Origin of the sequence: Halomonas sp. HNIBRBA4712 (assembly GCF_043558675.1) — a bacterium.
Lineage (GTDB): Bacteria > Pseudomonadota > Gammaproteobacteria > Pseudomonadales > Halomonadaceae > Vreelandella.
On sequence record NZ_JBIFXR010000001.1, the window covers coordinates 827,855 to 853,646 of the forward strand.

Here is a 25,792-nt window from a genome sequence, read left to right on the forward strand (position 1 = left end):
TTAGCCCGGAGGCGCATGTGCGAAAGCACTCCTTGATCACGTTCGTTTTGAGTATCGCGCTTTGGGGGCTTTCTGCCCTTATGGGCTCGGCCCAGGCTCAGGGGGTCGACCTGCCGAGCCTGACCGGCGGCGGTGAGCAAAGCGAGCAACCCCAGGTGAGCAACGACGAGTTCCAGAGCTCGCTTGCCGATGTCATCCGGCTGCTCGAAAACGAGGAGCAGCGCAGCGCGCTGCTCGATTCACTGCGTGAGCTGCAAACGACGTCCGAGGCCGCCGAGGAGCAAGGCCAGGCGCGCCAGGGGCTTCTCGGGGCGCTGGCGGATACGCTCAGCGACCTGGGCGATCAGGCGCAGTCCGGCCACTCGCCGGTCGATGAGTGGTCGCGCCAGCTTCTACAGGGCGCGGAGGATTTGCGCGCGCTCAACGCCGGCACCGGCCAGGGCGAGGCGATTCGTGAGGTGGTCGACGCCGCCGTGCTCGCCGCCATCTGGGTGGCGCTTCTGATCGCCATGATCGCCTTCGGGCGACTCGTCGCCACTCGGCGCGAGTGGCCGCTGGATCTGCCCCGAGACCCCAAGGCCTGGCTGCTGGTGGCGCACTTTTTCCGCCGTATGCTGCCCTGGGCGCTGTCGTTCGCGGTGATTCTTGGCATCGGCCAGCTCTTACCCTACAGCGCCGGGCGTACCCTGGTGCTGGTCGTGGCGTACGTCTGCCTGTGCGGGCGGGCGCTTTCCGTGGTGTTCGAAACGGTCATTGCGTTCTTTAGCCGCGGCCATCGCTTCACCGCCGTGCAGCAACTGCAGAATCAGGCGCTGCGCGGGCTATTTCTGATCGGCGCGCTGATCGCCCTCGGCGATGCGGTCAACTCCATTCGCCTGGTCGACCTTCTCGGCGGTGAGCTTGCCAGTCTCGTCTCGGTGCTTGCCAACATGCTGGCGGCGCTTTTGGCGGCGCGCTTCATCATCAAGTTCAAGCGCCCGATTCGCCACTTGATCTGCAATCGCCCCTACAAGCAACGCCGCGACGCCAGCGCCGCAGTGGAAATGGTGCGTACCCTGGGCGGGCTGTGGCACATTCCGGCCCTGTTGATGGTCGGCGGCTCGCTGTTGGCGATCTTCATCACCGTGGGCGATGTGGCGACGGCCCTGGCGCGCTCGATCATCTCGGCGAGCCTTCTGGTACTGACGCTGGTGGTCACCGGGCTTCTGCGCCGCCAGGCCGAGCGGCTGACCAAACGCCGCCACCGGCGCCGCCATAGCCAGTACCGCAAACGTCTGGAGCGCTTCGGTTTCGTGCTGGCGCATCTGTGCGCGTGGATGGTGTTCGCCGAGCTTTCGATGCAGGTGTGGGGCGGCTCGCTCTTTGGCCTGGGCCAGCAGGCGGTGGCCAGCGCCCGTATCGGCCAGGCGCTGGTGAGCCTGGGCGCGACCATTCTGATCGCCTGGCTTGTGTGGATCTTCGCCGATACCGCCATTTCGCGGGCGCTGACTTCTTCTGCGCGCTCGCGCGGGCGCCGCGTCAATCAGGCCCGGGCGCAGACGATCACGCCAATGATCCGTAACGTCATCTTCGTCACCATCTTAATCATCGCGGTGATCGTGGGGCTTGCCAATATCGGGGTGAACGTGACGCCGCTGCTCGCCGGTGCCGGTGTCATCGGTCTGGCGATCGGTTTTGGGGCCCAGACGCTGGTGCAGGATTTGATAACCGGCATCTTCATTTTGATCGAGGATTCGTTGGCGGTGGACGACTTCGTTCAGATCAACAGCCATATGGGCACCGTCGAAGGCCTGACGCTGCGCACGGTGAAGCTGCGCGATCTCGACGGCATCGTGCATATCATCACCTTCAGCCGGATCGAGTCGATCCACAACATGTCGCGCCAGTTCGGTATCGCGTTGATGCGTATCCGGATTCCCTACGACATGCACATTGACGACGCCATCACGCTGATGCAGGAGACCGCGCAGGAGCTCAGGAAAGACCCGATGATGCGCCACTACATCTGGTCACCGCTGGAGATGCAGGGCGTGCAGGGCTTCGAGGATGGCTGCCCGATCCTGCGTATGCGCTTTCGCACCGCGCCGGAGATGCAGTGGGATGTGTCGCGCGCCTTCAACCTGCTGCTCAAGCAGCGCATGGAAGCGCAGCACATCGACCTTGGCGTGCCGCGGCTCAGCCTCAGCATGGAGCCGCGCTCTCAGCGTGAGGTCGACGAAACCGCAGGCACCGACTTCTTTATCGAGACTGAAAACGAAGAGCCGGATGGCCCGCGCAAGCGGCCACCGCCGCCCCGGCCGGCGCCGCGGCCCACCGAGGCCGAAACGCGCCGGGACGAGCGCGAGCGCGCCTCAGAAACGACCCGAACCCAACCACGCGAGCAGGGCCAATCCCAGAGCGAGGCCTACGCCAGCACCCATGGTGAAAACGGCGACGAGTAGCCACGCGCTCGGCGCGCCGCGCCAGCGCTCGAAAAACGCAACCGCCTGCGCGATTTGGTTGGAAAGCGCCGCACGCCGTGGCATGCGGGTTTCGGCGGGCAGCGAGAAGTCGTTGGCCGCTTCGCCCTGCCAGTGCGGCGCGTGGGTCAGGCCAAGCCCGGCTCTGAGCCGGCCGATATCGCCCAGGGTACGGTGTAGCTCGTCGTAGCGCGCACGGTGGCAGGGGTCGCCCAGAGTCGCCTCGCCATCGCGGCGAAGCGCACTGTGGGCGCAGCGCGAAAGCGCCGCGTCGAGCGTGGGCTGGTCAACCGATGGCGACAGGGCAAGGCGCTTGTAAAGGTCGCGCATGAAAAACTCTCGGCAGTGAGTGGTGCATTCAAAATGGCGAGCATGGGGTGCGCGCAGGATTCTGGCCGTCAAAGGCTCGCCTTGATCAGATAATCATAGGCGCTTTTGATGCGTTGAAACCGCTTCGAGGCCAGCGCCACGTGGTGCTCGCTTTTGGCGTAGGCGCGATCCGGGTGGTGAAGCTGCGCCAGGCGCCGATAAGCGCGGCGAATCTCCTCGCGGCTGGCGCCGGGCGCGAGCCCCAGCACCGCCAGCGCCCGGCGGCTCTTGTAGGCATCGGAAGGCGCGGCCTGGGCGCGCTCACGCCTGGCGCTTTCGGCGTTTTCACGCTCCTGTCTCTGGCGCTCTTCCCGGGCGCGTTGCTCCCTTGCCCGTTGCTCCGCCTGCGTCTTTTCCGCCTGCGCTTGACGATAGGCGCTATCTTCGCGCAGCCAGTAGTCGTGGCGGCTGATATCCTCGGGCGGCGTCAGCGCGGTGCCGGTCAGCTCGAGAAAAAACGCCGCCAGGGCATCGGGTTCGAAAGCGAGCAGGTCAGCCAGAAAGCGCAGCACGTAATGATTGGCCGGCGACAGCGCGCCGTCATCGGTCGCCAACAGGATGGCCTGATGCAGAACGGCGGGCCGACGCGCCGGCGGACACTCGCTTTGTACGATCTCGGCGGCCAACTGCAGCGCCCGGGTATCCTCGCCTGCGATCTCCAGCACGCATTTGAGCCCGTGGCCGTGGGTAAAGCGCTCGCCGGCGCGCGCCAGGCGCTGTAGCCGCTGGGTCGGTGAAAGCTCGGGGCGTTTGCACAGCACCCAAGCCAGCAGCAGAAGCACCGCCGAATCCACCTGGCTATGGCTTTCGACCAGCATTCGCTCGAAGCGCGAGAAACGGGCGGTGGGCATTCGGGCTCCGGGGAAGTCAATCGTGGCGAGCCATAGTCGCCCGAGCCCGAAACGATGGCAAGCCCGCGTCCAGCGCTGGCGAATAACGGCCCGGACCAGTATCGTCACACTCAAGCCACTTTCAACTGTGAGGACACACGCCCAGGTGATCAACGTCGAGCGTAAAAATAGCTTCCAGCTTCGGCTGACCCGGCGGCTCAAGGAGGAAACCTCGCACCGGCTTGACGTTTATCTGTTCGTGCCCGGCGAGCTGGGGCTCAGCACCCAGCTGATCACCGAGGAGGCGTTTTTCCATAGCGCCGTGCAGGTGTCGCGCACCTACTACAGCGATGAGTACCACCTGCCGCTGGTGCACAGCCGTTTGGCGAGCCGCAACCGGCTGGGCAGCGAATCCTACCGGTTGAGCCTGAGTCTTTACGCCTACCAGTACGTGATCGCGCTCGAGCAGGCGGTACAGACGATTCTTGCCGACACCCGCTCGCTGCGTCTGGACAAGAAAGAGCCGCTCACCGAAGCGGAGCTTGAAAGCCGCGAAACGCTGCTGGGCAAGGTCGACGAGGTCAATCAGCTCAGCGAGGAGATCCTCAAGCGGCTACGGCGCAACGAGCCCGGCGACGAAACGCTCTACAAGTATTTCGCCAATATCGACAACTATCTCTCCTGGTTCACCGAGCAGCAGCGTTTGGCGCTGGTGGCGCACCTGCCCCGCGGCGGCGTTTTCAACCCGGTGCGCGCACAGCTGATCAATCTGAGTGAGATCGAGAACGACTACCGCCGCGAGCGTCAGTACAACGCTGAGCGGGTGATGGCGGATCCTACCCGCATGTCCAACAAGATGCGCCTGCTGCGCCGGTTGATCGAGTATCCGATTACGCTAAAGCAGGAGTCGCTGGAGCTTGGCAACATGGAGCAAAAGGCGGTCAAGGGGCTGGCCACTGCCGTGGTGATGGTCTTCGTCACGCTCGGGGTGCTGCGGCTGCGCCAGGAGGTCGGGGACTTCACCGCCATTTTCGTGCTGGCGATGGCGTTTTTGTACGCCATGCGTGAGGTGTTCAAGGATGATTTGCGCAATACCCTGTGGCGGGTGCTGCGCAAGGGGCGCCCGAAATGGCGGCGCCACTACAAGGACGCCACCCGCGATGTGCTGGTTGGCCACCAGTTCGAGTGGTTCAACTACAAACGCTACGCCTCGCTCGACGAGGAGATTCGAAAGCTGCGCCACCGCAACGTCGCCCAGCGCGAGGAACTGGTGCTGCACTACCGCTCCCGCTCGCGCATGTCGCCCACACGCTTTTTGAGCGGCTACGAGCACACCCGCGAAACGCTGACGCTGGATATCTCGCTACTCACCCGGCTGATGAGCAAAGGCAAGCACCACATCTACCGACTCAAGGAGGGCCAGGTAGTGCGCGAAGGCGTCGAGCGCCGTCACCTGTTCAATCTGGTGATTCGCGAAACCGGCAGCGAAGACGAGCCCCACCTGGCGCGCTGGAAGGTCGTGGTCAGCCGCTCCGGCATCGTCGACGTCGAACGCGTCGACCAGGGAACAGCCAACGAAAAGCGCCCCTGAGGGCACTCCAACGATTCACGACTCACCCCTTACCATTCACGACTTACCACTTACCACTTACCACTTACCATTTACGCCTCACCCACAACCCGCTCAATCGCCTCTTCGAGTTTTTCGACACTGCGCTCGGTGTGGTGCAGCTTGTCGAGCCCAAAGAGCCCGATGCGGAAAGTAGAAAAATCGTCGCCTTCGTCGCACATCAGCGGCACACCGCCGGCCACCTGCACGCCGGCCTCCGCCAGCTTGCCGACGATACCGCCATCCTCGGTATAGCTGACCACCACGCCGGGCGCTTGAAAGCCCTCGGCGGCCACACTCTTGAATCCCTGGCGGGCGAGCATGGCGCGTACCTGGCCGCCGAGCTCGATCTGCTCCTGCTTCACCTTGTCGAAGCCGTACGCGCGGGTCTCTTCCATGATGGCGCTAAGCGTTCGCAGGGCGTCGGTGGGCATGGTGGCGTGGTACGCGTGGCCGCCGTTTTCATAGGCCTGCATGATGGCGTGCCACTTGCCCAGATCGCAGGCGAAGCTGTTGCTCTGGGTGGTATCGAGGCGCTCGACGGCGCGGCGCCCGAGCATCACCATGGCGCAGCAGGGCGGGCCGCTCCAGCCTTTCTGCGGGGCGCTGACCACCACGTCGATATTCAGGTTCTGCATATCGACCCACAGCGTACCGGCAGCGATGGCATCGAGCACGAACAGCGCCCCGACCTCGCGGGCGGCTTTACCCACTTCGCGAATGTAATCATCCGGCAGCAGAATGCCGGCGGAGGTTTCCACCTGGGGGGCGAAGACCACGGCGGGTTTTTCCGCGCGGATACGCTCGGCGACCTCGCTTGCCGGCACCGGGGCGAAGGGCGCGCGCGAATCCGCGGGGCCGGTCCGGCGCGCCTTGAGCGCCTGGTGGTGGTCGGTCAGCCGACCCATCTCGATGATCTGCGTCCAGCGGTAGCTGAACCAGCCGTTGCGCACCACCATGACGTTCTCGTTCTGAGCGAACTGGCGCGCCACCGCTTCCATACCGAAGGTGCCGCTGCCGGGCACGATGACGCTGGCCTCGGCGTTATAGACCTCTTTCAGGGTGGCGGAAATGTCGCGCATCACGTGCTGGAAACGCTTCGACATGTGGTTCAGCGAGCGGTCGGTGTAGACCACGGAGTATTCGAGCAGACCGTTGGGGTCGACGTTGGGTAACAAAGCCGCCATGGCGTTTCTCCTGAAGTGGGGGAGCGGGAAGGGACTTCAGCATACGAGGATTAGGCAGGGGGTGCCAGCCAGGCCCCGCCGGACGAACGGCAGGGCCTTGGGCATCAGCGCGGCGGCAGCTGCTCGGGGCCGAAGGCGTCCGGCAGCAGTTGCTCCATGCTGTAGGTTTTCAGGATCTCGCCTTCGCGGGAGACGACGTGGATCTCGGTCTCCGGCGTGGCGAACTCGCGAATGCGCTGGCGACAGTCGCCGCAGGGCGTGCACAGGTGATCCCCCGGGCCCATCACAAATACTTTGGCCAGCTGGCGGTGGCCAGAGGTGACCATCGCCGAAATCGCCGAGCCTTCGGCGCAGACGCCCTTGTAATGGGCGACTTCGACGTTGCAGCCGACGAACTGCTCGCCGCCCGGCGTTTCCATGATGGAGGCGACCGGGTGGTCGGAGTAGGGCACGTAGGCGTTGGCCAGCGCCTTGGTCAGCTTCTCGAGCAGGGCGTCGTCGATTTTCATGCTGTTTCCTTGAGCGCGCCCTTGTCGCGCAGCACCGCCTCGAGGGCGATGGTCATCATGTCGTTGAAGGTGCTCTGGCGCTCGGCGCTGGAGAGCGAGTCGCCCTTGAGGATGTGATCCGACACGGTACAGATCGTCAGCGCCCGGGCGCCGAACTCGGCGGCCACGCCGTAGAGCCCCGCGGCTTCCATCTCGACGCCGACGATGTTGTAGCGCTTCATCAGCTCGGCCATCTGCTCCTGGGGGTTGTAGAACAGATCCGCCGAGAAGATGTTGCCCACCTTGACCGGCACGTTCTGCGCTTTGGCGGCGGCCACGGCGTGGCTCGCCCACTCGAAGTCGGCGATGGCGGCCAGGTCATGATCATTGAAGCGCATGCGGTTGACCTTGGAGTCGGTGCTGGCGCCCAAACCAATCACCACATCGCGCACGTTGACGTCGTCACGCACCGCGCCGCAGGAGCCCACGCGAATGATCGACTTCACCCCAAAATCGGTGATCAGCTCCTTGGCGTAGATCGACACCGACGGAATCCCCATGCCGTGACCCATCACCGAGACTTCGACGCCGCGGTAGGTGCCGGTGAAGCCAAGCATGCCGCGCACGTCGTTGACCTGGCGCACGTTCTCCAGATAGTTCTCGGCAATGTACTTTGCCCGCAGCGGGTCGCCGGGCATGAGCACGGTATCGGCGAAATCGCCCTTTTCAGCGTTGATATGCGGCGTTGCCATGCAAACTCCTCGATTATCCAGTCAGTGGGTCAGGCCACGCGGGGCAGAAAGCTTTCGCCGTCGTCCATTGCGCGCAGCACGAAGTAGTCGGCCAGGGTCTGACCGATATCGGCGAAGGTGTCGCGCTTGCCAAGCGGCCCCGGCGCGAAAGTGCCACCGCGCACCAGAATCGGCACGTACTCACGGGTGTGCTCGGTGCCTTTCCAGCTCGGGTCGCAGCCGTGGTCTGCAGTGAGAATCAGCAGATCTTCATCATCAAGCGCCTCGAGAAGCTCCGGCAGGCGGGCGTCGAAGTGCTCGAGCGCGGCTGCGTAGCCGGCAATGTCGCGGCGGTGGCCGTAGAGCGAGTCGAAGTCGACGAAGTTGGCCATGATGTAGGTCGGCTTGTCGCGGCGGTCGGTACGCGCGATTTCGCCAAGGGTTGCCTCCATCAGCGCGTCGTGGCCGCTCGCCTTCACCTTGTGGGTGATGCCGCAGTGGGCGTAGATGTCGGCGATCTTGCCGATCGACACCACCTCGCCGCCGGCCTCCGCAAGCTTCTGCAGCACCGTCGGCGTGGGCGGCTCGATGCTGTAGTCGCGGCGGTTGCCGGTGCGCTCGAAGGTCTTCGCGCTCTCGCCGACGAAGGGCCGCGCGATGACCCGGCCGATGTTGTAGGGCTCGAGCAGCTCGCGCACGGTTTCGCACAGCGCGTAGAGCTTCTCGAGGCCGAAGTGCTCCTCGTGGGCGGCGATCTGGAATACCGAATCCGCCGAGGTGTAGACGATCGGCTTGCCGCTTTCGACGTGCTCCTCACCCAGGCGCGCGATGATCTCGGTGCCCGAGGCGTGGCAGTTGCCCAGCACGCCGGGGAGCTCGGCTTGCTCGACGATTTGCTCCAGGAGTTCCGGCGGAAAGCTCTGCTCTTTATCGAGGAAGTAGCCCCAGTCGAAGCGCACCGGCACGCCGGCGATTTCCCAGTGGCCGGACGGCGTGTCCTTGCCGCTGGAGATCTCCCGGGCGTGGGCGTAGGCGCCGGTCAGCTCTTCAGGTAGCTCGACGCCTTCGGCGACGCTGCCGGTGGCATCCCGGTGGGCGTGGAAGAGACCAAGCCTGCCCATATTGGGCAGTTTCAAGGGGCCGCTACGGGTGTCGGTGTCCGCCTCGCCGCGGGCACAGGCAGCGGCGATGTGACCGAGCGTATCGGCGCCCTGGTCGCCGAAGTCAGCGGCGTCCGGCGCCGAGCCGATGCCGAAGGAGTCGAGTACCACTACGATGGCGCGTCGCATTAGGCTTCTCCTCTGAAGGTATCCTGAATCAGCGTATCCGCCTCGGCGGCGTTCTGCCCAAGGCTGATCGCGGCCTTGAGCTGCTCGGCGGCGCGGCGTGCGGCGTCCTCATTAGCCGCGTGAACGAAGGCCAGCGGTGTATCGGCATCGACGCGATCACCGATCTCGGCAATCGCGCTGAAGCCGACGCTGTGATCGACCTTGGCGTCGTTACGCAGCCGCCCGCCGCCGAGCTCGACCACGCTCATGCCCACCGCCCGGGTGTCGATGCGCGAGACGATGCCCGCGTTATCGGCGTAAATCGGCTTCACCACGTTCGCTTTGGGCAGGTAGTGCTCGCTTCGCTCCATGAAGTCCTTCGGCCCGCCGAGCTCCGACACCATGCGTGCGAACACCTCGGCGGCGGCCCCGGAGGTCAGCGCCTTGTCGAGCTTGGCCAGCGCCTCGTCGCGGCTCTGGACGAGCTTGCCCGCCAGCAGCATCTCGACGGCGAGCTCGCGAGTGACCTGCATCACCCGGCTTTGCGGGCGCTCGCCGCGCAAAAGCGCAAGCGTCTCGACGATTTCCACCGCATTGCCGGCACAGGGCGCCAGCGGCTGGCTCATGTCGGTCAGAAGGGCGGTGGTCGGCGTACCGGCCTGGGTGGCCACGTTGGCGATGCTCTCGGCGAGCTCGCGGGACTTTTGCGGCGTCGGCATGAAAGCGCCGCTGCCGACCTTGACGTCCATCACCAGCGCATCCAGCCCCGAGGCGAGCTTCTTGCCGAGGATCGAGGCGGTGATCAAGGGAATCGACTCCACCGTGCCGGTGATGTCGCGCACGCCGTAAATACGCTTGTCCGCCGGGGCGAGGTTGCCGGTCTGGCCGATGATGGCAACGCCCGTGGACTGGACGATCTGGCCGAAGCGCTCTGGAGCGGGGTAGGGGTCGTAGCCCGGGATCGACTCGAGCTTGTCGAGCGTGCCGCCGGTGTGGCCGAGCCCGCGCCCGGAAATCATCGGAACGAAGGCGCCGCAGGCCGCGACCCAGGGACCGAGCACCAATGACACCAGGTCGCCCACGCCGCCGGTGGAGTGCTTGTCGACCACCGGGCCGGGCAGGTTCAGCGAGTCCCACTGCATGACGTGGCCGGAGTCGCGGGTGGCGGTGGTCAGCGCGACTACTTCCTCGCGGGTCATGCCGTTCAGGTACACCGCCATGGTGAAGGCGCCGATCTGGGCGTCGCTGATGCGATCGTCCGCGATACCCTGGACGAAGTGCTTGATCTCATTGATGGCAAGCGCCTGGCCATCGCGTTTCTGGCGAATGAATTCCTGGGGGAGCAGGTGTGCCATGCTTAGTAGCCTCCTTCTTGCGTTGCAGCGTCGGCGTCCGGGTTCAGCGTCATCAGTACATCGCCGAGCAGGCTCGAGGCGCCGAAGCGAAAGTGGGCGGGCGTGACCCAGTGCGGGCCCATGATGTCGGCGGCGAGTTTCAGGTACTCGGCGGCCTCCGTGACGGTGCGCACGCCGCCGGCGGCCTTGAAGCCCACGTTCTGGCCGCTTTGCTTGATCGCGGTGAGCATGATCTCGGCGGCCTCGAGCGTGGCGTTGGTGGCGACCTTGCCGGTGGAGGTCTTGATGAAGTCGGCGCCGCCTTCGATGGCGAGCTCGCTTGCACGCTTGATCAGCTCCGGCGTTTTCAACTCGCCGGACTCGATGATGACCTTGAGAATGGCCTGGCCGCCGCAGGCCGCCTTGCACATTTCGACGAGCTCGCGGCCGGTCTCTTCGTCGCCGGCCATCAGGGCGCGGTAGGGGAACACTACGTCGACTTCGTCGGCGCCGGAGGCCACGGCTTCGCGGGTTTCCCGCGCCGCGCCCATGATGTCGTCGCCGCCAGCGGGGAAGTTGGTGACCGAGGCGATCTTCACCTGGCCTTTCAAATTATGCGCGGTCAGCGCGCGCGCGGCGGTGACGATGAACTGCGGGTAGACGCAGACGGCAGCTGGGGTCCCGACCGGGGTTTTGACCATCTGGCAAAGCGACTCGATGCGCGCATCGGTATCGTCGTCGTTAAGGCTGGTGACGTCCATCAGGGCGAGCGCTTGTTTAGCGGCGTGAATCAGGTCGGAAGAAGCGGTCATGGCGTTCTCGCATTGGTATGAATTCGGTAATGGGTATGAATTCGGTAAGTGACAAAATGCATGGCCTAAAAAGCATGCGTATAAAACACGAACGGGCACTGCGCCTGGCCGTGCCCGTTCGCTCACGCTGCGGCGGGGCCTACGCCGCGATACTGCCCAGCGCAATGAAAAAGCCCGCGATCGACGCCGACATCAAGTTCGACAGCGTCCCCGCCAGTACGGCCTTGACACCGTAGCGGGCGATTTCGTTGCGCCGCGTGGGCGCGATGCTGCCAAGCCCGCCCAGCAAAATAGCGATGGAGGAGAGGTTGGCGAAGCCGCACAGCGCGAACGAAAGAACCGCTTGGGTATGAGGCGTCATGGTTTGACCGGTTGCGGCCACCACCTGTTCCCCATCGATGTAGGGCGCCAGGTTGATGAAGGCGACGAACTCGTTGACCACGATTTTCTGGCCAATGAAGGAGCCGGCAAGCGTGGCCTCGGACCAGGGGACGCCGAGCAGAAACGCCAGCGGCGCGAACAGCCAGCCCAGAATCAGCTCGAGGCTCAGCGACTCGAAGCCGACCCAGCCGCCCACGCCGCCGAGAATGCCGTTGACCAGCGCGATCAAGCCGATGAAGGCCAGCAGCATCGCGCCGACGTTGGCGGCGAGCATCAGCCCGGAGCTCGCCCCGGAAGCCGCGGCGTCGAGCACGTTGACCGGCTTGTCTTCCTGCTCCTTGAGCTCTTCATCCACTCTGGAAACGTTGTCGGCGTCCTGGTTGTCGCGGGTTTCCGGCATGATCAGCTTGGCGAACAGAAGCCCGCCAGGTGCTGCCATGAACGACGCCGCCACCAGGTACTCCATGGGAATGCCGAGCTGGGCGTAGCCCGCCAGTACCGAGCCCGCTACCGACGCAAGACCCCCACACATCACCGCAAAGAGTTGCGACGGCGTCATGCGCGCGATGAACGGGCGCACGACCAGCGGGGCCTCGGTCTGGCCAACGAAGATATTGGCGGTGGCCGAGAGCGACTCGGTGCGCGAGGTGCCGAGCGCCTTCTGCAGCGCCCCGCCGAGAATGCGGATGATCCACTGCATGATCCCCAGGTAATAAAGCACGGCGATCAGTGAGGAGAAAAAGATGATGACCGGCAGTACGCGCACGGCGAAGACGAAGCCGATGCTCTCGACATCGGCCAGCCCACCGAAGAGAAAGTCGATGCCGTCGTTGGCGAAGACCAGCACCTGGCTGACGCCGAAGGAGATGGTTTGCAGAAACGCCTGGCCAAACGGAATGTAGAGCACGAACGCGCCGATACCCGCCTGAATGGCGAAGGCGCCGAGCACCGTGCGCAGGCGGATGGCCTTGCGGTCATAAGAGAACAGCAGGGCGATGGCCACCAGGGTGGCCATGCCGACCAAGCTCATAAGGAGTGTCATAAGGGGATCCTTTGAGTGGCGAGGGGGCGCCTCGCGTTACAGGAAGTTGAGCTTGACCGAGTAGATCATCGCGTTCTGATAGACGTTCGGCGCGCCCAGCTTGTTATCAGAGTAGCGGTATTGCACGCCGGTAGTGATCAGATCCGCTGGATGCCACCAGAGCCCTACCGCGCCGTTGGTACCGGTGCTGCCTGCGGTGCCGCCCACGTAGTTCTGCTCGAGGTAGTCGCTGGCGCGATCAAACGTCTGCTCGTGCCAGTTGGTCACGCTGAAACCCTGATCGAAGGCGGTGAAGTCGTAACCCGCGACCCAGCCGGCCATGTAGCCGTTCATGCCGGTGTAGCCGTCACTTTGCACCCGCGCCGGGCCGATGAACGGCTTGAACCAGAGGCCGTTATCGAACGTGGTACGATAACCCAGGCCCAGAATCTGATCCTGCTCGCGGCCATCGAAGCCGTAGTCGCGGAAATCGTAAATGTGGGCGTAGAGCGAGAAGGGCGTGTCGCCGAGATAAATGTGCGAGGTCACCTTGCCCGCGGTGCGGAAGTTGTCCTTGCCGCCGCTCGATTCGTCGAACTGGTCGTTGGTCGGGTTTTCGAAATCGAAGAAGCCGTAGAACTCGCCCCAGCCAAAGCCCACGCCACCTTCGAGTTCGACGTAGGTGAAGTCACTCTTGGCCGCGTTGTTGGCGGTACGCCGCTCGGTACCGTTGGACCAGTCCAGGTAGTTCACCGAGACGTTGGCAAACGACCACAGCCGGTCGAGAGTGCGCGGCTCGGGGTCGTCAGCCAGCGCCTGAGGGGCGAGCAGCGTGCCGGCTAGCGCCGTGCCAGAGATAAGAGAAAGGGTGCGAAAAGTGCGTTGAGCGGTCATAAGGCCTCAAAATGATCGTAATAGCGCAGCAGCCCCCGGGATTTTTGTAGGGGGTAAAGGTATATAGCGCTGGGGTTTCATGGCTGCGGGCTGGCGGATGTTATAATTATAACATTCAGTGTTATTCCTTTAACACCGATTTGCAAGAATCGCGCGAAGAGGGTGTCGGCATCATGAACGATCGTCGAGAAGAGCGGCTGGCGCTTTTGAAAGAAGCGCTCGAACGCCACACGCTGCTGCCACTGCGCGACGCGGCTACGCTGTGTGGCGTGAGTGAAATGACCATTCGCCGCGATCTACAGGGGGGCGCTGCGCCGATTCAGCTCGCCGGCGGGCGGTTGTTCAAGCTGCCGGCCGCGCCGGCTTATGATCTCGCCGAGCAGCAGGAAGTGGATTATCCGGTAAAGTATCGCCTGTGTGAGCGAGCGCTCGATTTTATCGACGAGGAGGATACGCTGTTCATCGACTGCGGCTCCACATTGACGCCGCTGCTCGGGTTTCTGTCGCGCTTTAGAGCGCTCACGGTCGTCACTTACGCGCTCAACGTCGCAAGCGCCGTGTCGACGCTTCCCAATGTTAGGCTAGTGCTGTTGGGCGGACTTTACTATCCCGCGTCGCAATCCTTTGGTGGAGATAACGTGGCCTTCGAGATTCGCCGGCTGGGGATCAACAAGGCGCTGATATCGGCGGCCGGCGTCGACGATCAACAGGGCGTGAGCTGCTTTCATTTTCACGAGGTCGCGCCCAAGCGGGCGGCGATCGAGTGCGCTGAAAAGCGAATTTTGCTGATCGATAAACGCAAAATGGGTGTTGTTCGACCGGCCTATTTTGCTACTCTTGGCGACTTTGATGCGCTGGTGACCGACGATGCGCTCGTTTCAACGCGATTCGAGCAGCGCCTGTCGTCGTTTCCGGCCATCGCCATGACTGGCCAAAAGTGCGATGACTAGTGGTTCCGGCAGAGCAGGGTGCGGCAATGCGTCGCTTTCTGCGCACGCCTGATCGGTAGAAAATAATCGCGCTTGTGTATGTGCGTTCAACGCACGCCAGGTTCGCTACCAACCCCATGCGGTAGCGCATATTTTTCCCGGTGTTATCAGGCGTTGCTCTAGTGCCCTGGGAAAAATATGGGGTGCTAGTGGGTCGCCCATGCGGCAGTACGTTCGACGCGCCGTATGACGACCAGTTCCAAAACGCAACTCTGACGAGATCGCACCATGCAACAACCCTCCCAATGGCGCAGGCGTGGCACTTTCCTGGTGCTGCTGGCGCTGTGCTTGCTCCTTGCAGGCTGTAGCTCGGCCCTGATGGACCCAAAGGGCGATGTTGGTGAAGCACAGCGTTCGCTGATCCTGAGCGCCTTTGGCCTGATGCTCATCGTGGTTATTCCCGTCATCGTGCTTACCATTGCCTTCGGCTGGCACTATCGGCGTAACAACACCGTCGCACAGTACCTGCCGGACTGGGCGCACTCCAACGTGATCGAAGGCATCGTGTGGCTGGTCCCGGTCGTCATCGTCGGTATTCTGGCGGTCATCACCTGGCGCTCCTCCCACGAGCTCGACCCGCACCGCCCGCTGGAAAGCGATGTGCCGACGCTCGAAATTCAGGCGGTTTCGCTGGATTGGAAATGGCTGTTCATCTACCCGGAGCAGGGCGTGGCCTCGGTCAACGAGATGGCCATCCCGGTCGACACGCCGGTGCGTATCCGCGTGACCTCTGGTTCGGTCATGAACTCGCTGTTCATTCCGCGCCTGGGCACCCAGATCTACGCCATGGCGGGCATGGACAACGACGTTCACCTCATTGGTAACGAAATCGGTACCTACTGGGGCCGCTCCACCAACTACAGCGGTGCGGGTTTCGCTGGCATGGTCTTCGATGCCTACGTTACCTCCGACGAGGACTTCGACGCGTGGATTGCTGACGTCGCGGCTTCTCCGGATGCGCTGACCTACCCGGAAGGATACTCGGAGCTCGCCGAGCGCTCGTCGTTCGTCCCGGTCCAGTACTTCTCCGACGTCACGCCCGAGTTCTACGAGCGGTTGGTCAGCAGTTTCCATACGGGAACCGACCCCGAAACGGACACGCAGGATGCAGACCGTGCACCGGCCGTTGATACCAATGAAGCCTATCAAACGACCGAAAACCAGGAAGATGAGGTGGAAGATGACCAGCTCATCAGCAACGAGGCGGGAGGGTAAGCCGTGTTCGGTAAACTTAGCTTAGAAGCTATTCCTCTTCACGATCCGATTATCGTGGTCGTGGGCATAGGAATGATCGTTGGTGCGATTGCACTGTTGGCCGCCCTGACTTACTTCCGTAAGTGGGGCTGGCTGTGGAACGAGTGGTTCACCTCCGTGGATCACAAGAAACTCGGTATCATGTACTTCATCGTGGCGCTGGTCATGCTGCTGCGCGGCTTCGCCGACGCCATCATGATGCGGACCCAGCAGATGTTCGCTGCCGGCGGCTCGATGGGCTTTCTACCGCCGGATCACTACGACCAGATCTTCACCGCTCACGGCGTGATCATGATCTTCTTCGTGGCGATGCCGATGGTCATCGGTTTGATGAACCTGGTGGTGCCGCTTCAGATCGGCGCGCGCGACGTTGCCTTCCCGTTTTTGAACAACCTGAGCTTCTGGCTGTTCGCGGTTTCGGCGCTTCTGATCAACATCTCGCTGGTCGTGGGTGAATTCGCCAAGACCGGTTGGCTTGCCTACGCGCCGCTATCGGGGATCGAATACAGTCCCGGGGTCGGGGTGGATTATTGGATATGGGCACTACAGATATCCGGTATCGGTACGACTCTGACCGGTATCAACTTCTTCGTGACCATTCTGAAGATGCGCACCAAGGGCATGACCCTGTTCCGCATGCCGATCTTCACCTGGACCTCGCTTTGCGCCAACGTCCTGATCATCGCGTCGTTCCCGATCCTGACCGCGACCATCGCGATGCTGACGCTGGATCGTTATCTGGGCATGAACTTCTTCACGAACGAGCTTGGCGGCAACGTCATGATGTACGTGAACCTGATCTGGGCCTGGGGCCATCCGGAAGTCTACATTCTGATTCTGCCGGCCTTCGGTGTGTTCTCTGAAGTCATTGCGACCTTTGCGCGCAAGCGTCTGTTTGGGTATCACACCATGGTGTGGGCGACCGTCGCTATCACGGTGCTTTCGTTCATCGTCTGGCTGCACCACTTCTTCACCATGGGGGCGGGCGCCAACGTCAACGCCTTCTTCGGCATCATGACGATGATCATCGCGATCCCGACCGGGGTTAAGGTCTTCAACTGGATCTTCACCATCTTCCGCGGTCGTCTGGAGCTGACCTCGCCGGTGCTGTGGACGCTCGGCTTCATCATCACCTTCACCATCGGTGGTATGACCGGTGTGATGCTGGCGCTGCCGGCGGCGAACTTCGTGCTGCACAACAGCCTGTTCGTCATCGCGCACTTCCATAACGTCATCATCGGCGGCGTGCTGTTCGGCATGCTGGCGGGTCTGACCTACTGGTTCCCGAAAGCGTTCGGCTTCACCCTGGACGAGAAGTGGGGCAAGCGTTCGTTCTGGTTCTGGATCACCGGTTTCTACACCGCGTTCATGCCGCTGTACGTGCTGAGCTTCTACGGCGCGGCGCGCCGCATGCAGTCCTACCCGAACGCCGAATGGCAGCCCTGGATGATCGTGGCCTGGTTCGGTGCGGTGCTGATCGCCTGTGGTATTGCCTGCACCATCATGCAGTTCTACGTGAGTATCCGCGATCGCAAGAAGAACCAGGACGTGACCGGCGACCCGTGGGACGGCCGTACTCTCGAGTGGTCCACTTCTTCACCGGCGCCGTTCTACAACTTCGCGCACGAGCCGGAAGTTGGCGACATCGATGACTTCTGGACTCAGAAGCAGCGCGGTCTCGAGCAGGCAGAAGAGAAGGTTTACACAGATATCCACATGCCCAAGAACACCAACGCTGGCCCGATCATCAGCGTGTTCGCCATGATCTTCGGCTTCGCCATGATCTGGCATATCTGGTGGCTGGCGATCGTCGGCGCGGTGGGTACGCTGGTGAGCTTTTTGGCTCGCGTGTTCAACGACGATATTGACTACTATGTGCCGGCCGCTGAAGTCGAGCGGATCGAACAGGCGCATCTCAAGCGTGTGGAGGCACATTCGTAATGGCGACAGATACAATGCACCATGGCGCCCATGCTGACGATCATCACGAGCATCACGATCACGACGTAGAAGGCACGAAGGTCTTCGGCTTCTGGGTCTACCTGATGAGTGACCTGGTGATCTTCGGGTCACTGTTCGCCACCTACGCCGTGCTCATGAGGGGCACGGCGGGCGGGCCCACCGGCGCCGATATCTTCGAGCTGCCGCTGATCCTGTTCGGTACCTTTGCGCTGTTGATCAGTAGTTTCACCTTCGGCATGGGCGTTCTGGCGATGAACGCCCAGCGCGTCGGCCAGCTGAAGATGTGGCTGGTGGTGACCTTCGTACTGGGCCTGATGTTTCTGGGGATGGAGGTCTACGAATTCCATCACCTGATTCATGAAGGCTACGGCCCGGATCGCAGCGCGTTCCTGTCGGCGTTCTTTACGCTGGTGGGTACGCACGGTCTGCACGTCACCTTCGGCATGATCTGGATTCTGGTGGTGCTGGTGCAGCTTCAGACCAAGGGCCTCAATCACATGACGCGTCCGCGCATCCTGTGTCTGAGCCTGTTCTGGCACTTTCTGGATATCGTCTGGATCTGTGTGTTCTCCTTCGTCTACCTGATGGGAGTGCTTTGAGATGAGTTCTGCTTCTGTTGAACTAGGAAACGCCCACGGCTCTACCAAATCCTACGTGATGGGTCTGATCTTCTCGCTGGTGCTGACGATCATTCCCTTTGGCGCGGTGATGATGGGGCTGTTCAGTACGCCGGTCACCGTCTGGATCATCGTGATTACCGCGGTGCTGCAGATGCTGGTACAGCTGGTGATGTTCATGCACCTGAACACCAAGGCGGACGAGGGATGGAACATGATGTCCTTCGTATTCACTGTCTCGATTCTCGCCCTCGTGGTAGGAGGCTCTCTGTGGATCATGCATCATCTGCACATCAACATGATGATCGGCTAACCACGATGCCCAGCCGGCGGCAGGATCTACTGGAGCTGACCAAACCCGGTATCATCGGCGGCAATCTGATTGCCGCCATCGGGGGCTACTTTCTGGCCGCTCAGGGCCAGTTCGATCTGATGACCTTCGCTGCCGTACTGCTCGGCATCGCACTGATCATCGGCTCGGCCTGCGCGTGTAACAACGTGATCGATCGGGACATCGACGCTTTGATGGCGCGCACGCGCCATCGCCCGCTGGTACGCGGCAGCGTATCGATCACCCAGGCGCTGGGGCTCTCGGCGCTTTTGGGCGTGTGTGGCGTGGTGTGCCTGGCACTCGGCACCAACGGCTTGACCGTGGCGTTGGCCGTGATCGGCTGGGGCGTTTATGTAGGCATTTACAGCCTCTACATGAAGCGCCACTCCGAGTACGGCACCCTGGTGGGCAGTCTTTCCGGCGCGATGCCGCCGGTGGTGGGTTACTGTGCCGTGACCGGCACCTTCGACAGCGGCGCGATCGCGCTGCTGGTGATCTTCTGCCTGTGGCAGATGCCGCACTCCTACGCCATCGCGATCTTCCGCTACGCGGACTATCAGCGGGCGTCGATTCCGGTACTGCCGGTGGTGCGTGGCATCAAGACTGCCAAGCACCATATTCTTGGCTACATCGTGGCGTTCATTCCCGCCTCGCTGGCGCTGGGGCTGGCAAGCCAGGCCGGGCTTGGCTATCTCTGTGTGGCGCTGGTAATGGGCTGCTACTGGCTCTATCTTGCGCTTCGCGGCTATCGTCTGACCGATGACGTGCGCTGGGCCAAGCAGGTCTTCGGCGTCTCGATTCTGACGATCACCGCCATGAGCCTGGTGATGGTGTTAGAGGCGGTGGTACCGCTGGCCTAGGCCATTTGATCATCGCCTGCACTCAAAAAATGCTCAAGGGTTTCGCCCTTGGGCGTTTTTTTTGGTACGCAGAGTCCGCTGTATTCACGCTGACGAGCGCCATGAAAGCCCCCGTTGGATGGTCATGCCGATTCGCTGCGATACTGCGCTGTGGCGCCGCGGCGAACCCTGTAGCATGGTAAGTTTCACCTTCCGATTACTTATCTTGAGGCGACCCTTCGCTATGTCTTCGCTCTCTTCGCCGCTGCCGCGTAAGCTGGCCATCGCGCTGTTGATCACCGTGGCCTGTATGTTCGCGGCCAATCACGTGTCGGCGCGGCTCGCCTTCGATAACGGCACCGGGCTACTGTTGGCGATTCTGACACGCTCCGGCGTGGCCTGCATCGTTTTGCTGACGCTGTTCGCCGTCAAGCGAAAGCGGCTGTGGTTGCCTTTGCATACCTGGCCCTGGCAACTTTTGGTGGGGTGCTTGATTACGGTACAGAGCCTGGCGCTCTACTCGGCGGTCGCCAGGCTTCCCGTTGTGATCGCGCTGCTGCTCACCAATACCTTTCCCATTCAGCTTGCGCTGATTACCTGGATGTTGGGCGGGCCGCGCCCCACGCTCAGGCAGTGCGCCATCATGGGCACCATTTTGCTGGGGCTTCTGGTCGTACTGGATATTCCCGCCTGGCTTCTACAAGCCGAAACGCTGGGCGCCGATTGGGCGCTTGGCATCGGTTTTGGCTTGCTTTCCGCTTTCGTGTTCGCCTGCGCGCTGTGGATCACCGAGCATCGTCTTTCAAGTGTGGGCAGCACGCTTCGAAGTCTTTTGACCGTTCAAACGGTGTTCATTCTTATGCTGATCGGGGCCGCGCTGGGGGTGGTACCGGGCGGCATGAATCTGCCGGCCAATAGCCAGGGCTGGACGGGGCTGATTTTGCTTGCACTGTTATACGGTACGGCTTTTTCAACGCTTTTGATTAGCGTGCTGCGACTGGATATGGCGCGCAACGCGCCGGTAATGAACATCGAGCCCGTCGCTTCGTTGGTATTGGGATATTTCGTTTTGGGTCAAGCCCTTGGACCGGTTCAACTGCTAGGCGGCGCTGTAGTGGTCGGTGGGATCGTGATTCTGAGTCTTTCGAAAGTGCGCTAGGATTTGCGTTTTCGAACGCACTAGGCCACACTTCGCAGGTGTAAGGAAACACTGTTTTTTAACTGAGGTGCCCCCTATGAAGATGACCGTTTTATCACTCACCTCCGCGGCCGTTCTGCTGGGTGCCGGTGCATTCGCGGCATCGGCTCAAGCGCAATCCTTCAACTATCCGGAAGGCTACATCGGCGGCGACGCCATGTTCTGGAACCTGGACCCGGACCGCGGCTCTTCGCTCGACAGCACCGGCCTTCGCCTGCGCGGCGGTTCGCAGTTCAACGATTACTTCGCGCTGGAAGGCCACCTGGGTACCGGCGGCTCCGACGGCCCCGCCGAGCTCGACTACCTGGCCGGTATCTACGCCAAGGGCATCGCGCCTATCGCCCCCAACGTACGCCTTTACGGCCTGGCGGGCATGACCGAGGTAGACTTCGACCTCGATCGCGAAAGTGGCTTCTCCTACGGCGGTGGCGCCGAGGTCGATATCGCCCCGAACCTGGCGGTAGGCGCCGATTACATGCGCTACCTGGATAAATCCGACTACGACTTCGACGCGGCAAGCGTTGGTCTTCGTTATCGGTTCTAGGCTTTTTCGTATATCGCTTGAGCGAGTCAGAGCCCCACCCACGCGGTGGGGTTTTTTTATGCCTGCTCATCACGATCGAGCGCGATTACAAGCACATTGTTAGCAAGCTAATAATATGATAGGCTAGCGTATCGAACTGAATGAACCCTGGCGTGCCAGCGGTTAAACGAGTGAATACCGATGTCTCCCGATCAGCGCTTTACCCGATGGGTAAGGGTGGCTTTGGCTACCTTTGCCCTTTTGTTTGTCTATTTTCTGGTGGCCGATAGCTTCATGCCGATCACACCCGAGGCGCGTATCATGCGCCCGGTGACGCGAATCGCGCCGGAGCTCAGCGCGCCGGTGGTCGAGGTCGTGGTCGAGGACCACCAGCGGGTGGAAAAAGGCGACCTGCTGTTTCGTCTCGACCCCGAGCCCTACGAGATCGCGCTGGAAAAGGCGCAGTTGAATGTCGAGCAGGCCGGCCAGGAGAACGACCGGCTGCAAGCCGACCTGGCGGCGGCGCGCGCCTCGCTGACGGCCGCGAGGGCGAACGCCAGCGAGCTTAATAGCGAACGCCAGCGGGCGGAGTCGCTCATTGGGCGCCAGAGTATTTCCCGCCAGCAGTACGAGCAGCGGGTGGCAGCGGCGAACACCGCCGACTCCGACGTGCGCGCGGCCGAGGCGCAAATCACCAGCCTTGAAACCCAGTTGGGTGAGGAGGGCGATGCTAACCTGCGCCTGCGCCAGGCGCGCAATGCCCTTTCCAACGCCCAGCTCAACCTGGCGCGAACCGAGATTCGCGCCGCCGAGGCGGGGCAGGTCACCAACCTGCAGCTTCAGGCCGGCGACTACGTTCAGGCGGGCCAGCCGGTACTGGCGCTGGTCGGCATCGGCGCGGACATTATCGCGGATTTTCGTGAAAAGAGTCTGCGCCACGTGCATATCGGCGATGAAGCGAAGGTCGTGCTCGACGCGCTGCCCGGGCATATTTTCGAAGGCCACGTGACGGCGCTTGATGCGGGCGTGAGCGAAGGTCAGATCAGCGCCAACGGCCAGTTGGCGGATATCCCGACCTCGGATCGCTGGGTGCGCGACGCCCAGCGCCTGCGCCTGCACGTCAGCCTCGAGCATCCGCTCGAAGCCATGCCGCCCAGCGGCGCGCGGGCAAGCGTTCAGCTCTTGCCCGGCGAGCACCCGATCGCTCACCCTTTCGCCTGGCTGCAGGTGCACCTGATCAGCTGGCTGCACTATGTCTACTGATCCTCGGTCTACTGATTCCCGGTCGCCGGAACGCAAGCCTGGTGAGAGAGGGGGCATGGAGGTCCCGGCCTCCGGAAACGCGCCCAGTACGCGGGGCGGCATGTCGCTCAAGCGCGTGGTGGTCGAGGCGCTGGTCAATCTGTGGCCGGGGCGCCGTGCCGGACAAGGGGCGTCCAGAATGACGCTGGACGAAAACGGTCTACGCCAGTGCCTGCGCGTCGCCGGTGGCGCCACGCTTGGCTTTGTTATCAGTAAGGTCATGGGGTGGAACTACGGTGTCTTCTTTACTGTGTTTCCAATGTTTTTGCTGGGCATGGTGCCGATCCTCAGTGCCGGTATCATCCGCCAGTTCATGGCCAACGCCACCTTCAACGTGGTGGAGGTCAGCCTGATCATGGGGCTGTTACAGCACATGCCGGTGGTGATGACGCTGGTGGTGCTGTGTCTGTTTCTGTTTCGCTTCAACCTGATGGCCAAGGGGCCGCTGTTTCTGTATGCGGCCAATGGCGTAGTGACCCTGAGCGTGCTGCTTCACTTTGCAAGCTACCCGGGCGTCGACCTGGGTGAGCTGCTGATGGCCAACTGGCTGGCGAGCGTGCTGGCAGTGCTGCTGGCCATGCTGATGCACACGCTGTTTCCCGATGTGGCCCCGCGCCAGCCGCCACCTCGCGTCGCCAAGCCGCCCGAGCAGATCCGTCATGAAACGCTGATCGGCGGTATTACCGCAACGATCTCCTTCGTGGTGTTTCAGACTTTCGATCTACGCGACTCGCTCTCGGCGCAAATGGCCACGGTGCTGGTGCTGTTCGCCATGGGCTATGCCGGCGCCCAGGTATCGACGATAAAGCGTCTGGTGGGGACCTTACTGGGGTGCAACATGGCGCTGGTCATGCAGCTGCTTCTTTACACTCAGAGCAACCATTTTCTGCTGGCGATCGTGATCTTCTGGCTGGGGCTGATGCTTTTTTGCCGTGAGCACGTGTTCGAGGCGGGGGGCTCCGGGGTGGGATTCGGTGGTATGACGACCCTGGGAATACTGTTTGGCCAGTCGCTGGGCCCGAGTCAGGACATCATTTACAGCGCGCTCTACCGCTTCTCCTCGATGTTCGTAGCACTCGTGGCCACGATGATGGTGATGGGCTGCCTGCACAAATTACTCAACGCCTGGCCGCCTACATCGCTTACGAAAAGAAAGTGAGGCAACTTTTTCGACACCGGCTACTCTAAGAATTACCTGTACTGTTAAAAGACACTGATGTCTTCCCTACATACAGGGCTTTCCTACTAACGGATTAGAGGTAACAAGCCATGTCAGGTGCTAAAGAAGATAAAGCGAAAGGTGCTGCTAACAAGGCCGCTGGTAAAGTGAAGGAAGCGGTTGGTAAAGCCACCGGCAGCGACAAGACCGAAGCCAAGGGCCACGCTCAGCAAGCCAAGGGCGAAGCGCAAAAAGGCAAGGGCGAGCTGAAGGAAGGCCTTAAGAAATAGTCACTCCCAAATAACGAGACAGGGGCCGAAAGGCCCCTGTTTTAGTTTGAGTTACCTCCCATTGATACGGCGCTTCTCCCAAAACCGCTACTGATCGTTCAGCTCGGCAGCCAGGTTCACTTCCAGCCCGTACTCTCCTGCTTTAATCGTCAGTTCCATGTTGTCGTAAATCTCGCCCTGGCGGCGCAGGTTGTCGATCTCGGAACGAGCCAGCTCGCCGTTGTCGGTTTCGGCGATATCTGCCAGCGCCTGGAAAAACTCGCCGGTGAAGAAACCGTGCAGCAGCAGGTCTTCATCGACGACCGGTGCGTTCAGGCCCTCTTCAAGCGCCGAGGGGGCGTCCAGGCCAAAGCCCAGCGCCAGGGCGGACTCGGACATGGCCGCGTAAAGCTCGGGGGTTGAGGGCGGTAACATCATGCTTTTAACGCGCTGTGGGGCGCTGTTGGGGGTGAGCCCCAGCTGGCCGAGTTCCGGTACGAAGGCGCTGGCGGCTTGAAGCAGCGCCATCGGGTTGGCGGAGCCCAACGTCAGAAGGCCGTTGATCACGGGCTCGGCGTTCTTGACGTAAAGACGGTCGATACGCGCGTTCAGTCCGGAGAGCGACGGCGCCACCATCATCACCAGCGGGTTGCTCAAAAGCCCGTTGGCGTCGCTCCACATGCTATTGAGCCCGCTAAGCTCGGCACAGCTGAATGGGTTGTCGCGCAGCTGGCGCGAGTAGGTTTGAACGAGTTCGAGCAGCACCGGCAGATTGATGCTGAGACCGGCACTGGCAAGGCCCTGCTGGCGGCCCATCCCCGCGACCGGATTGGATAGCCGGCGAAGATCGGCAACGAGGTCGTCGTCGGTTTGTACGATCAGATTGACTTCCGAGCGCCCCATGAGATCGTACTCACGAGTACCCACTGCCAGGCCGGGAAGGCGGCGGGTCAGGCGGTCGATATCGGCCTGGCAGGAGGAGAAGTCCGGCGGCGCTTCGCCGGTAGACGCCAGAAGCGCGCGGGTGCCCGCGTGGCTGGGCGAGCCGAGCTCGTCGAAAACGCGCGCGGTACTGACCTGGCCGGCACCATACGGCGTGAAGCCGTAGCGGCTTTCGATCTCGGCAAGCTCGCCGGTGTCGGCAAGGGTCTCTTCCGGCAGCTCCTGCCCCAACACCTGGGTCATCAGCTCGTCGCTGGCGTTGGCGGGCATCAGCGCCAGCAGCGCCTGATGATCGACGATCGTGAGAATGATCTCGACGTCTCCCTCGGGGGTGAGCACCCAGTAGTCGGTTTCATCGAAGCGACCCGTGCGCGGCGCAAGTTCGGCGCGCGCCAGCACTCGCTCGAGGGTGTCACGAAACGCACTTTCGTCCTCGAGCTCGACGCGCATGACCGGCAGGATGCCCAGACCGTAAAGGCTCATGTGCGGCGAGGCCCTGAGCCCGCGGGCGTGCAGCTCGTCCAGCGAGTCGATGCTTTCGAACTCTTCACCCAGCGCGCGCACCAGTGCCAGTAGCGCCGCGTACTGCTCGTAGCGAGCGTCACCTTCGCGCTCGCGCAGCTCCTTGAGTTCGCGCTCTGCATCGCGCAGCTCCTCCAGATCCTGCTGGAAGCTACGGAAGACCTGGGTGCGCTGGTAGAAATCAAACGCCTCCTGTTCGGAGACGCTTTCGCGCGTGGCCATGAAGTAGGGTGAGTTCGCCGGAATATAGTTCAGCATCGACGCAGCGTTGGCCTGGTCATCGCCGCTACAGCCAACGAGCACGCTGCCGGAAAGCAGCGCAATCGAGGCCGCCAGGTAGGTTTTCTTGATCATGTTTAGTCCACTGGATGAAGGTCGCGGTTCAAGAATACCTAATCCCGATGAGCGCCTCCATCGCCTGGTTGTGTTGATACGTGCGGACTTGTTTGCCGTCAACGAACGCGCCGCCATTTACCAGAATACCCCCGGCCGATAATGGCAG

24 protein-coding genes are annotated in these 25,792 nt (G+C 62.2%); 13 read left to right on the forward strand and 11 right to left on the reverse strand.

The window, feature by feature from the left end; all coding sequences use genetic code 11:
• Positions 1 to 17: 17 nt before the first annotated feature.
• Positions 18 to 2,441, forward strand: coding sequence for a mechanosensitive ion channel domain-containing protein (locus ACGK9R_RS03860; RefSeq protein ID WP_394578321.1), 2,424 nt, complete (start codon positions 18 to 20; stop codon positions 2,439 to 2,441).
• Here the strand turns inward: ACGK9R_RS03860 and ACGK9R_RS03865 are convergent.
• On the reverse strand, positions 2,352 to 2,789 hold the full coding sequence (locus tag ACGK9R_RS03865; protein ID WP_394578323.1) for a hypothetical protein: 438 nt from the start codon (positions 2,787 to 2,789) through the stop codon (positions 2,352 to 2,354). The genes ACGK9R_RS03860 and ACGK9R_RS03865 overlap by 90 nt on opposite strands.
• A gap of 68 nt (positions 2,790 to 2,857) precedes the next feature.
• Entirely contained in the window at positions 2,858 to 3,679 is an 822-nt protein-coding gene (locus ACGK9R_RS03870) for a J domain-containing protein (protein WP_394578326.1), read from the reverse strand.
• 145 nt (positions 3,680 to 3,824) lie between these two features.
• On the opposite strand from ACGK9R_RS03870, the gene ACGK9R_RS03875 reads away from it, so the two are divergent.
• Positions 3,825 to 5,249: a hypothetical protein gene (locus tag ACGK9R_RS03875; RefSeq protein WP_394578328.1), complete on the forward strand. Its 1,425-nt coding sequence runs from the start codon at positions 3,825 to 3,827 to the stop codon at positions 5,247 to 5,249.
• 71 nt (positions 5,250 to 5,320) lie between these two features.
• Here the strand turns inward: ACGK9R_RS03875 and ACGK9R_RS03880 are convergent, their stop codons facing one another.
• From ACGK9R_RS03880 to ACGK9R_RS03915, 8 genes are all read right to left on the reverse strand, one after another.
• Positions 5,321 to 6,454: an aminotransferase class V-fold PLP-dependent enzyme gene (locus ACGK9R_RS03880; RefSeq protein WP_394578330.1), complete on the reverse strand. Its 1,134-nt coding sequence runs from the start codon at positions 6,452 to 6,454 to the stop codon at positions 5,321 to 5,323.
• 104 nt (positions 6,455 to 6,558) lie between these two features.
• Positions 6,559 to 6,963 (reverse strand): cytidine deaminase, encoded by a 405-nt coding sequence (gene cdd, locus ACGK9R_RS03885; RefSeq protein WP_394578332.1) that lies wholly within the window; start codon positions 6,961 to 6,963, stop codon positions 6,559 to 6,561.
• Entirely contained in the window at positions 6,960 to 7,694 is a 735-nt protein-coding gene (gene deoD, locus ACGK9R_RS03890) for a purine-nucleoside phosphorylase (protein ID WP_394578334.1), read from the reverse strand. The genes cdd and deoD overlap by 4 nt, the downstream gene beginning before the upstream one ends.
• Before the next feature lie 29 nt (positions 7,695 to 7,723).
• Positions 7,724 to 8,962 (reverse strand): phosphopentomutase, encoded by a 1,239-nt coding sequence (locus tag ACGK9R_RS03895; RefSeq protein WP_394578336.1) that lies wholly within the window; start codon positions 8,960 to 8,962, stop codon positions 7,724 to 7,726.
• On the reverse strand, positions 8,962 to 10,296 hold the full coding sequence (gene deoA, locus ACGK9R_RS03900; protein ID WP_394578338.1) for a thymidine phosphorylase: 1,335 nt from the start codon (positions 10,294 to 10,296) through the stop codon (positions 8,962 to 8,964). The genes ACGK9R_RS03895 and deoA overlap by 1 nt, the downstream gene beginning before the upstream one ends.
• 2 nt (positions 10,297 to 10,298) lie before the next feature.
• On the reverse strand, positions 10,299 to 11,087 hold the full coding sequence (deoC, locus tag ACGK9R_RS03905; RefSeq protein WP_394578340.1) for a deoxyribose-phosphate aldolase: 789 nt from the start codon (positions 11,085 to 11,087) through the stop codon (positions 10,299 to 10,301).
• Positions 11,088 to 11,226: 139 nt separating this feature from the next.
• Positions 11,227 to 12,510 (reverse strand): NupC/NupG family nucleoside CNT transporter, encoded by a 1,284-nt coding sequence (locus ACGK9R_RS03910; protein ID WP_394578342.1) that lies wholly within the window; start codon positions 12,508 to 12,510, stop codon positions 11,227 to 11,229.
• A gap of 36 nt (positions 12,511 to 12,546) precedes the next feature.
• Positions 12,547 to 13,383, reverse strand: coding sequence for an outer membrane protein OmpK (locus ACGK9R_RS03915; protein ID WP_394578345.1), 837 nt, complete (start codon positions 13,381 to 13,383; stop codon positions 12,547 to 12,549).
• A gap of 173 nt (positions 13,384 to 13,556) precedes the next feature.
• Here ACGK9R_RS03915 and ACGK9R_RS03920 point away from each other — a divergent pair, with 173 nt between their 5' ends.
• From ACGK9R_RS03920 to ACGK9R_RS03970, 11 genes are all read left to right on the forward strand, one after another.
• The gene (locus tag ACGK9R_RS03920) at positions 13,557 to 14,333 is read left to right on the forward strand and encodes a DeoR/GlpR family DNA-binding transcription regulator (RefSeq protein WP_394578347.1); all 777 of its coding nucleotides are present in this window, start codon (positions 13,557 to 13,559) and stop codon (positions 14,331 to 14,333) included.
• Positions 14,334 to 14,600: 267 nt separating this feature from the next.
• Positions 14,601 to 15,587, forward strand: coding sequence for a ubiquinol oxidase subunit II (gene cyoA / locus ACGK9R_RS03925; protein WP_394578349.1), 987 nt, complete (start codon positions 14,601 to 14,603; stop codon positions 15,585 to 15,587).
• Between the two features lie 3 nt (positions 15,588 to 15,590).
• Positions 15,591 to 17,567 (forward strand): cytochrome o ubiquinol oxidase subunit I, encoded by a 1,977-nt coding sequence (gene cyoB, locus ACGK9R_RS03930; RefSeq protein ID WP_394578351.1) that lies wholly within the window; start codon positions 15,591 to 15,593, stop codon positions 17,565 to 17,567.
• Positions 17,567 to 18,187, forward strand: a complete 621-nt coding sequence (gene cyoC / locus ACGK9R_RS03935; RefSeq protein ID WP_394578354.1) for a cytochrome o ubiquinol oxidase subunit III — start codon at positions 17,567 to 17,569, stop codon at positions 18,185 to 18,187. The genes cyoB and cyoC overlap by 1 nt, the downstream gene beginning before the upstream one ends.
• A gap of 1 nt (position 18,188) precedes the next feature.
• On the forward strand, positions 18,189 to 18,518 hold the full coding sequence (gene cyoD, locus ACGK9R_RS03940) for a cytochrome o ubiquinol oxidase subunit IV (protein ID WP_394578357.1): 330 nt from the start codon (positions 18,189 to 18,191) through the stop codon (positions 18,516 to 18,518).
• Positions 18,476 to 19,396: a heme o synthase gene (cyoE, locus tag ACGK9R_RS03945; RefSeq protein WP_394578359.1), complete on the forward strand. Its 921-nt coding sequence runs from the start codon at positions 18,476 to 18,478 to the stop codon at positions 19,394 to 19,396. Before cyoD ends, cyoE begins: the two co-directional genes overlap by 43 nt.
• 223 nt (positions 19,397 to 19,619) lie before the next feature.
• Complete coding sequence (locus ACGK9R_RS03950; protein ID WP_394578361.1) at positions 19,620 to 20,534, forward strand: EamA family transporter; 915 nt, start codon at positions 19,620 to 19,622, stop codon at positions 20,532 to 20,534.
• A gap of 76 nt (positions 20,535 to 20,610) precedes the next feature.
• Positions 20,611 to 21,117, forward strand: a complete 507-nt coding sequence (locus tag ACGK9R_RS03955; protein WP_394578363.1) for a porin family protein — start codon at positions 20,611 to 20,613, stop codon at positions 21,115 to 21,117.
• 180 nt (positions 21,118 to 21,297) lie between these two features.
• Positions 21,298 to 22,359 (forward strand): HlyD family secretion protein, encoded by a 1,062-nt coding sequence (locus ACGK9R_RS03960; RefSeq protein WP_394578365.1) that lies wholly within the window; start codon positions 21,298 to 21,300, stop codon positions 22,357 to 22,359.
• 178 nt (positions 22,360 to 22,537) lie between these two features.
• A complete protein-coding gene (locus ACGK9R_RS03965; RefSeq protein WP_394578587.1) occupies positions 22,538 to 23,557 on the forward strand; it encodes a DUF2955 domain-containing protein in 1,020 nt (339 codons plus the stop codon).
• A 110-nt stretch (positions 23,558 to 23,667) separates the two neighbouring features.
• The gene (locus ACGK9R_RS03970; protein WP_394578367.1) at positions 23,668 to 23,847 is read left to right on the forward strand and encodes a CsbD family protein; all 180 of its coding nucleotides are present in this window, start codon (positions 23,668 to 23,670) and stop codon (positions 23,845 to 23,847) included.
• Positions 23,848 to 23,934: 87 nt separating this feature from the next.
• On the opposite strand, the gene ACGK9R_RS03975 is transcribed toward ACGK9R_RS03970, so the two are convergent.
• A complete protein-coding gene (locus ACGK9R_RS03975; protein ID WP_394578369.1) occupies positions 23,935 to 25,644 on the reverse strand; it encodes a hypothetical protein in 1,710 nt (569 codons plus the stop codon).
• Between the last annotated feature and the right edge of the window lie 148 nt (positions 25,645 to 25,792).

Coding starts and splice junctions, on each gene's coding strand:
- ACGK9R_RS03865 (WP_394578323.1), bottom strand. CDS start 2,789: ATGCGCGACCTTTACAAGCGCCTTGCCCTGTCGCCATCGGTTGACCAG.
- ACGK9R_RS03870 (WP_394578326.1), bottom strand. CDS start 3,679: ATGCCCACCGCCCGTTTCTCGCGCTTCGAGCGAATGCTGGTCGAAAGC.
- ACGK9R_RS03880 (WP_394578330.1), bottom strand. CDS start 6,454: ATGGCGGCTTTGTTACCCAACGTCGACCCCAACGGTCTGCTCGAATAC.
- cdd (WP_394578332.1), bottom strand. CDS start 6,963: ATGAAAATCGACGACGCCCTGCTCGAGAAGCTGACCAAGGCGCTGGCC.
- deoD (WP_394578334.1), bottom strand. CDS start 7,694: ATGGCAACGCCGCATATCAACGCTGAAAAGGGCGATTTCGCCGATACC.
- ACGK9R_RS03895 (WP_394578336.1), bottom strand. CDS start 8,962: ATGCGACGCGCCATCGTAGTGGTACTCGACTCCTTCGGCATCGGCTCG.
- deoA (WP_394578338.1), bottom strand. CDS start 10,296: ATGGCACACCTGCTCCCCCAGGAATTCATTCGCCAGAAACGCGATGGC.
- deoC (WP_394578340.1), bottom strand. CDS start 11,087: ATGACCGCTTCTTCCGACCTGATTCACGCCGCTAAACAAGCGCTCGCC.
- ACGK9R_RS03910 (WP_394578342.1), bottom strand. CDS start 12,510: ATGACACTCCTTATGAGCTTGGTCGGCATGGCCACCCTGGTGGCCATC.
- ACGK9R_RS03915 (WP_394578345.1), bottom strand. CDS start 13,383: ATGACCGCTCAACGCACTTTTCGCACCCTTTCTCTTATCTCTGGCACG.
- ACGK9R_RS03920 (WP_394578347.1), top strand. CDS start 13,557: ATGAACGATCGTCGAGAAGAGCGGCTGGCGCTTTTGAAAGAAGCGCTC.
- cyoA (WP_394578349.1), top strand. CDS start 14,601: ATGCAACAACCCTCCCAATGGCGCAGGCGTGGCACTTTCCTGGTGCTG.
- cyoC (WP_394578354.1), top strand. CDS start 17,567: ATGGCGACAGATACAATGCACCATGGCGCCCATGCTGACGATCATCAC.
- cyoD (WP_394578357.1), top strand. CDS start 18,189: ATGAGTTCTGCTTCTGTTGAACTAGGAAACGCCCACGGCTCTACCAAA.
- ACGK9R_RS03950 (WP_394578361.1), top strand. CDS start 19,620: ATGTCTTCGCTCTCTTCGCCGCTGCCGCGTAAGCTGGCCATCGCGCTG.
- ACGK9R_RS03955 (WP_394578363.1), top strand. CDS start 20,611: ATGAAGATGACCGTTTTATCACTCACCTCCGCGGCCGTTCTGCTGGGT.
- ACGK9R_RS03960 (WP_394578365.1), top strand. CDS start 21,298: ATGTCTCCCGATCAGCGCTTTACCCGATGGGTAAGGGTGGCTTTGGCT.
- ACGK9R_RS03965 (WP_394578587.1), top strand. CDS start 22,538: ATGACGCTGGACGAAAACGGTCTACGCCAGTGCCTGCGCGTCGCCGGT.
- ACGK9R_RS03970 (WP_394578367.1), top strand. CDS start 23,668: ATGTCAGGTGCTAAAGAAGATAAAGCGAAAGGTGCTGCTAACAAGGCC.
- ACGK9R_RS03975 (WP_394578369.1), bottom strand. CDS start 25,644: ATGATCAAGAAAACCTACCTGGCGGCCTCGATTGCGCTGCTTTCCGGC.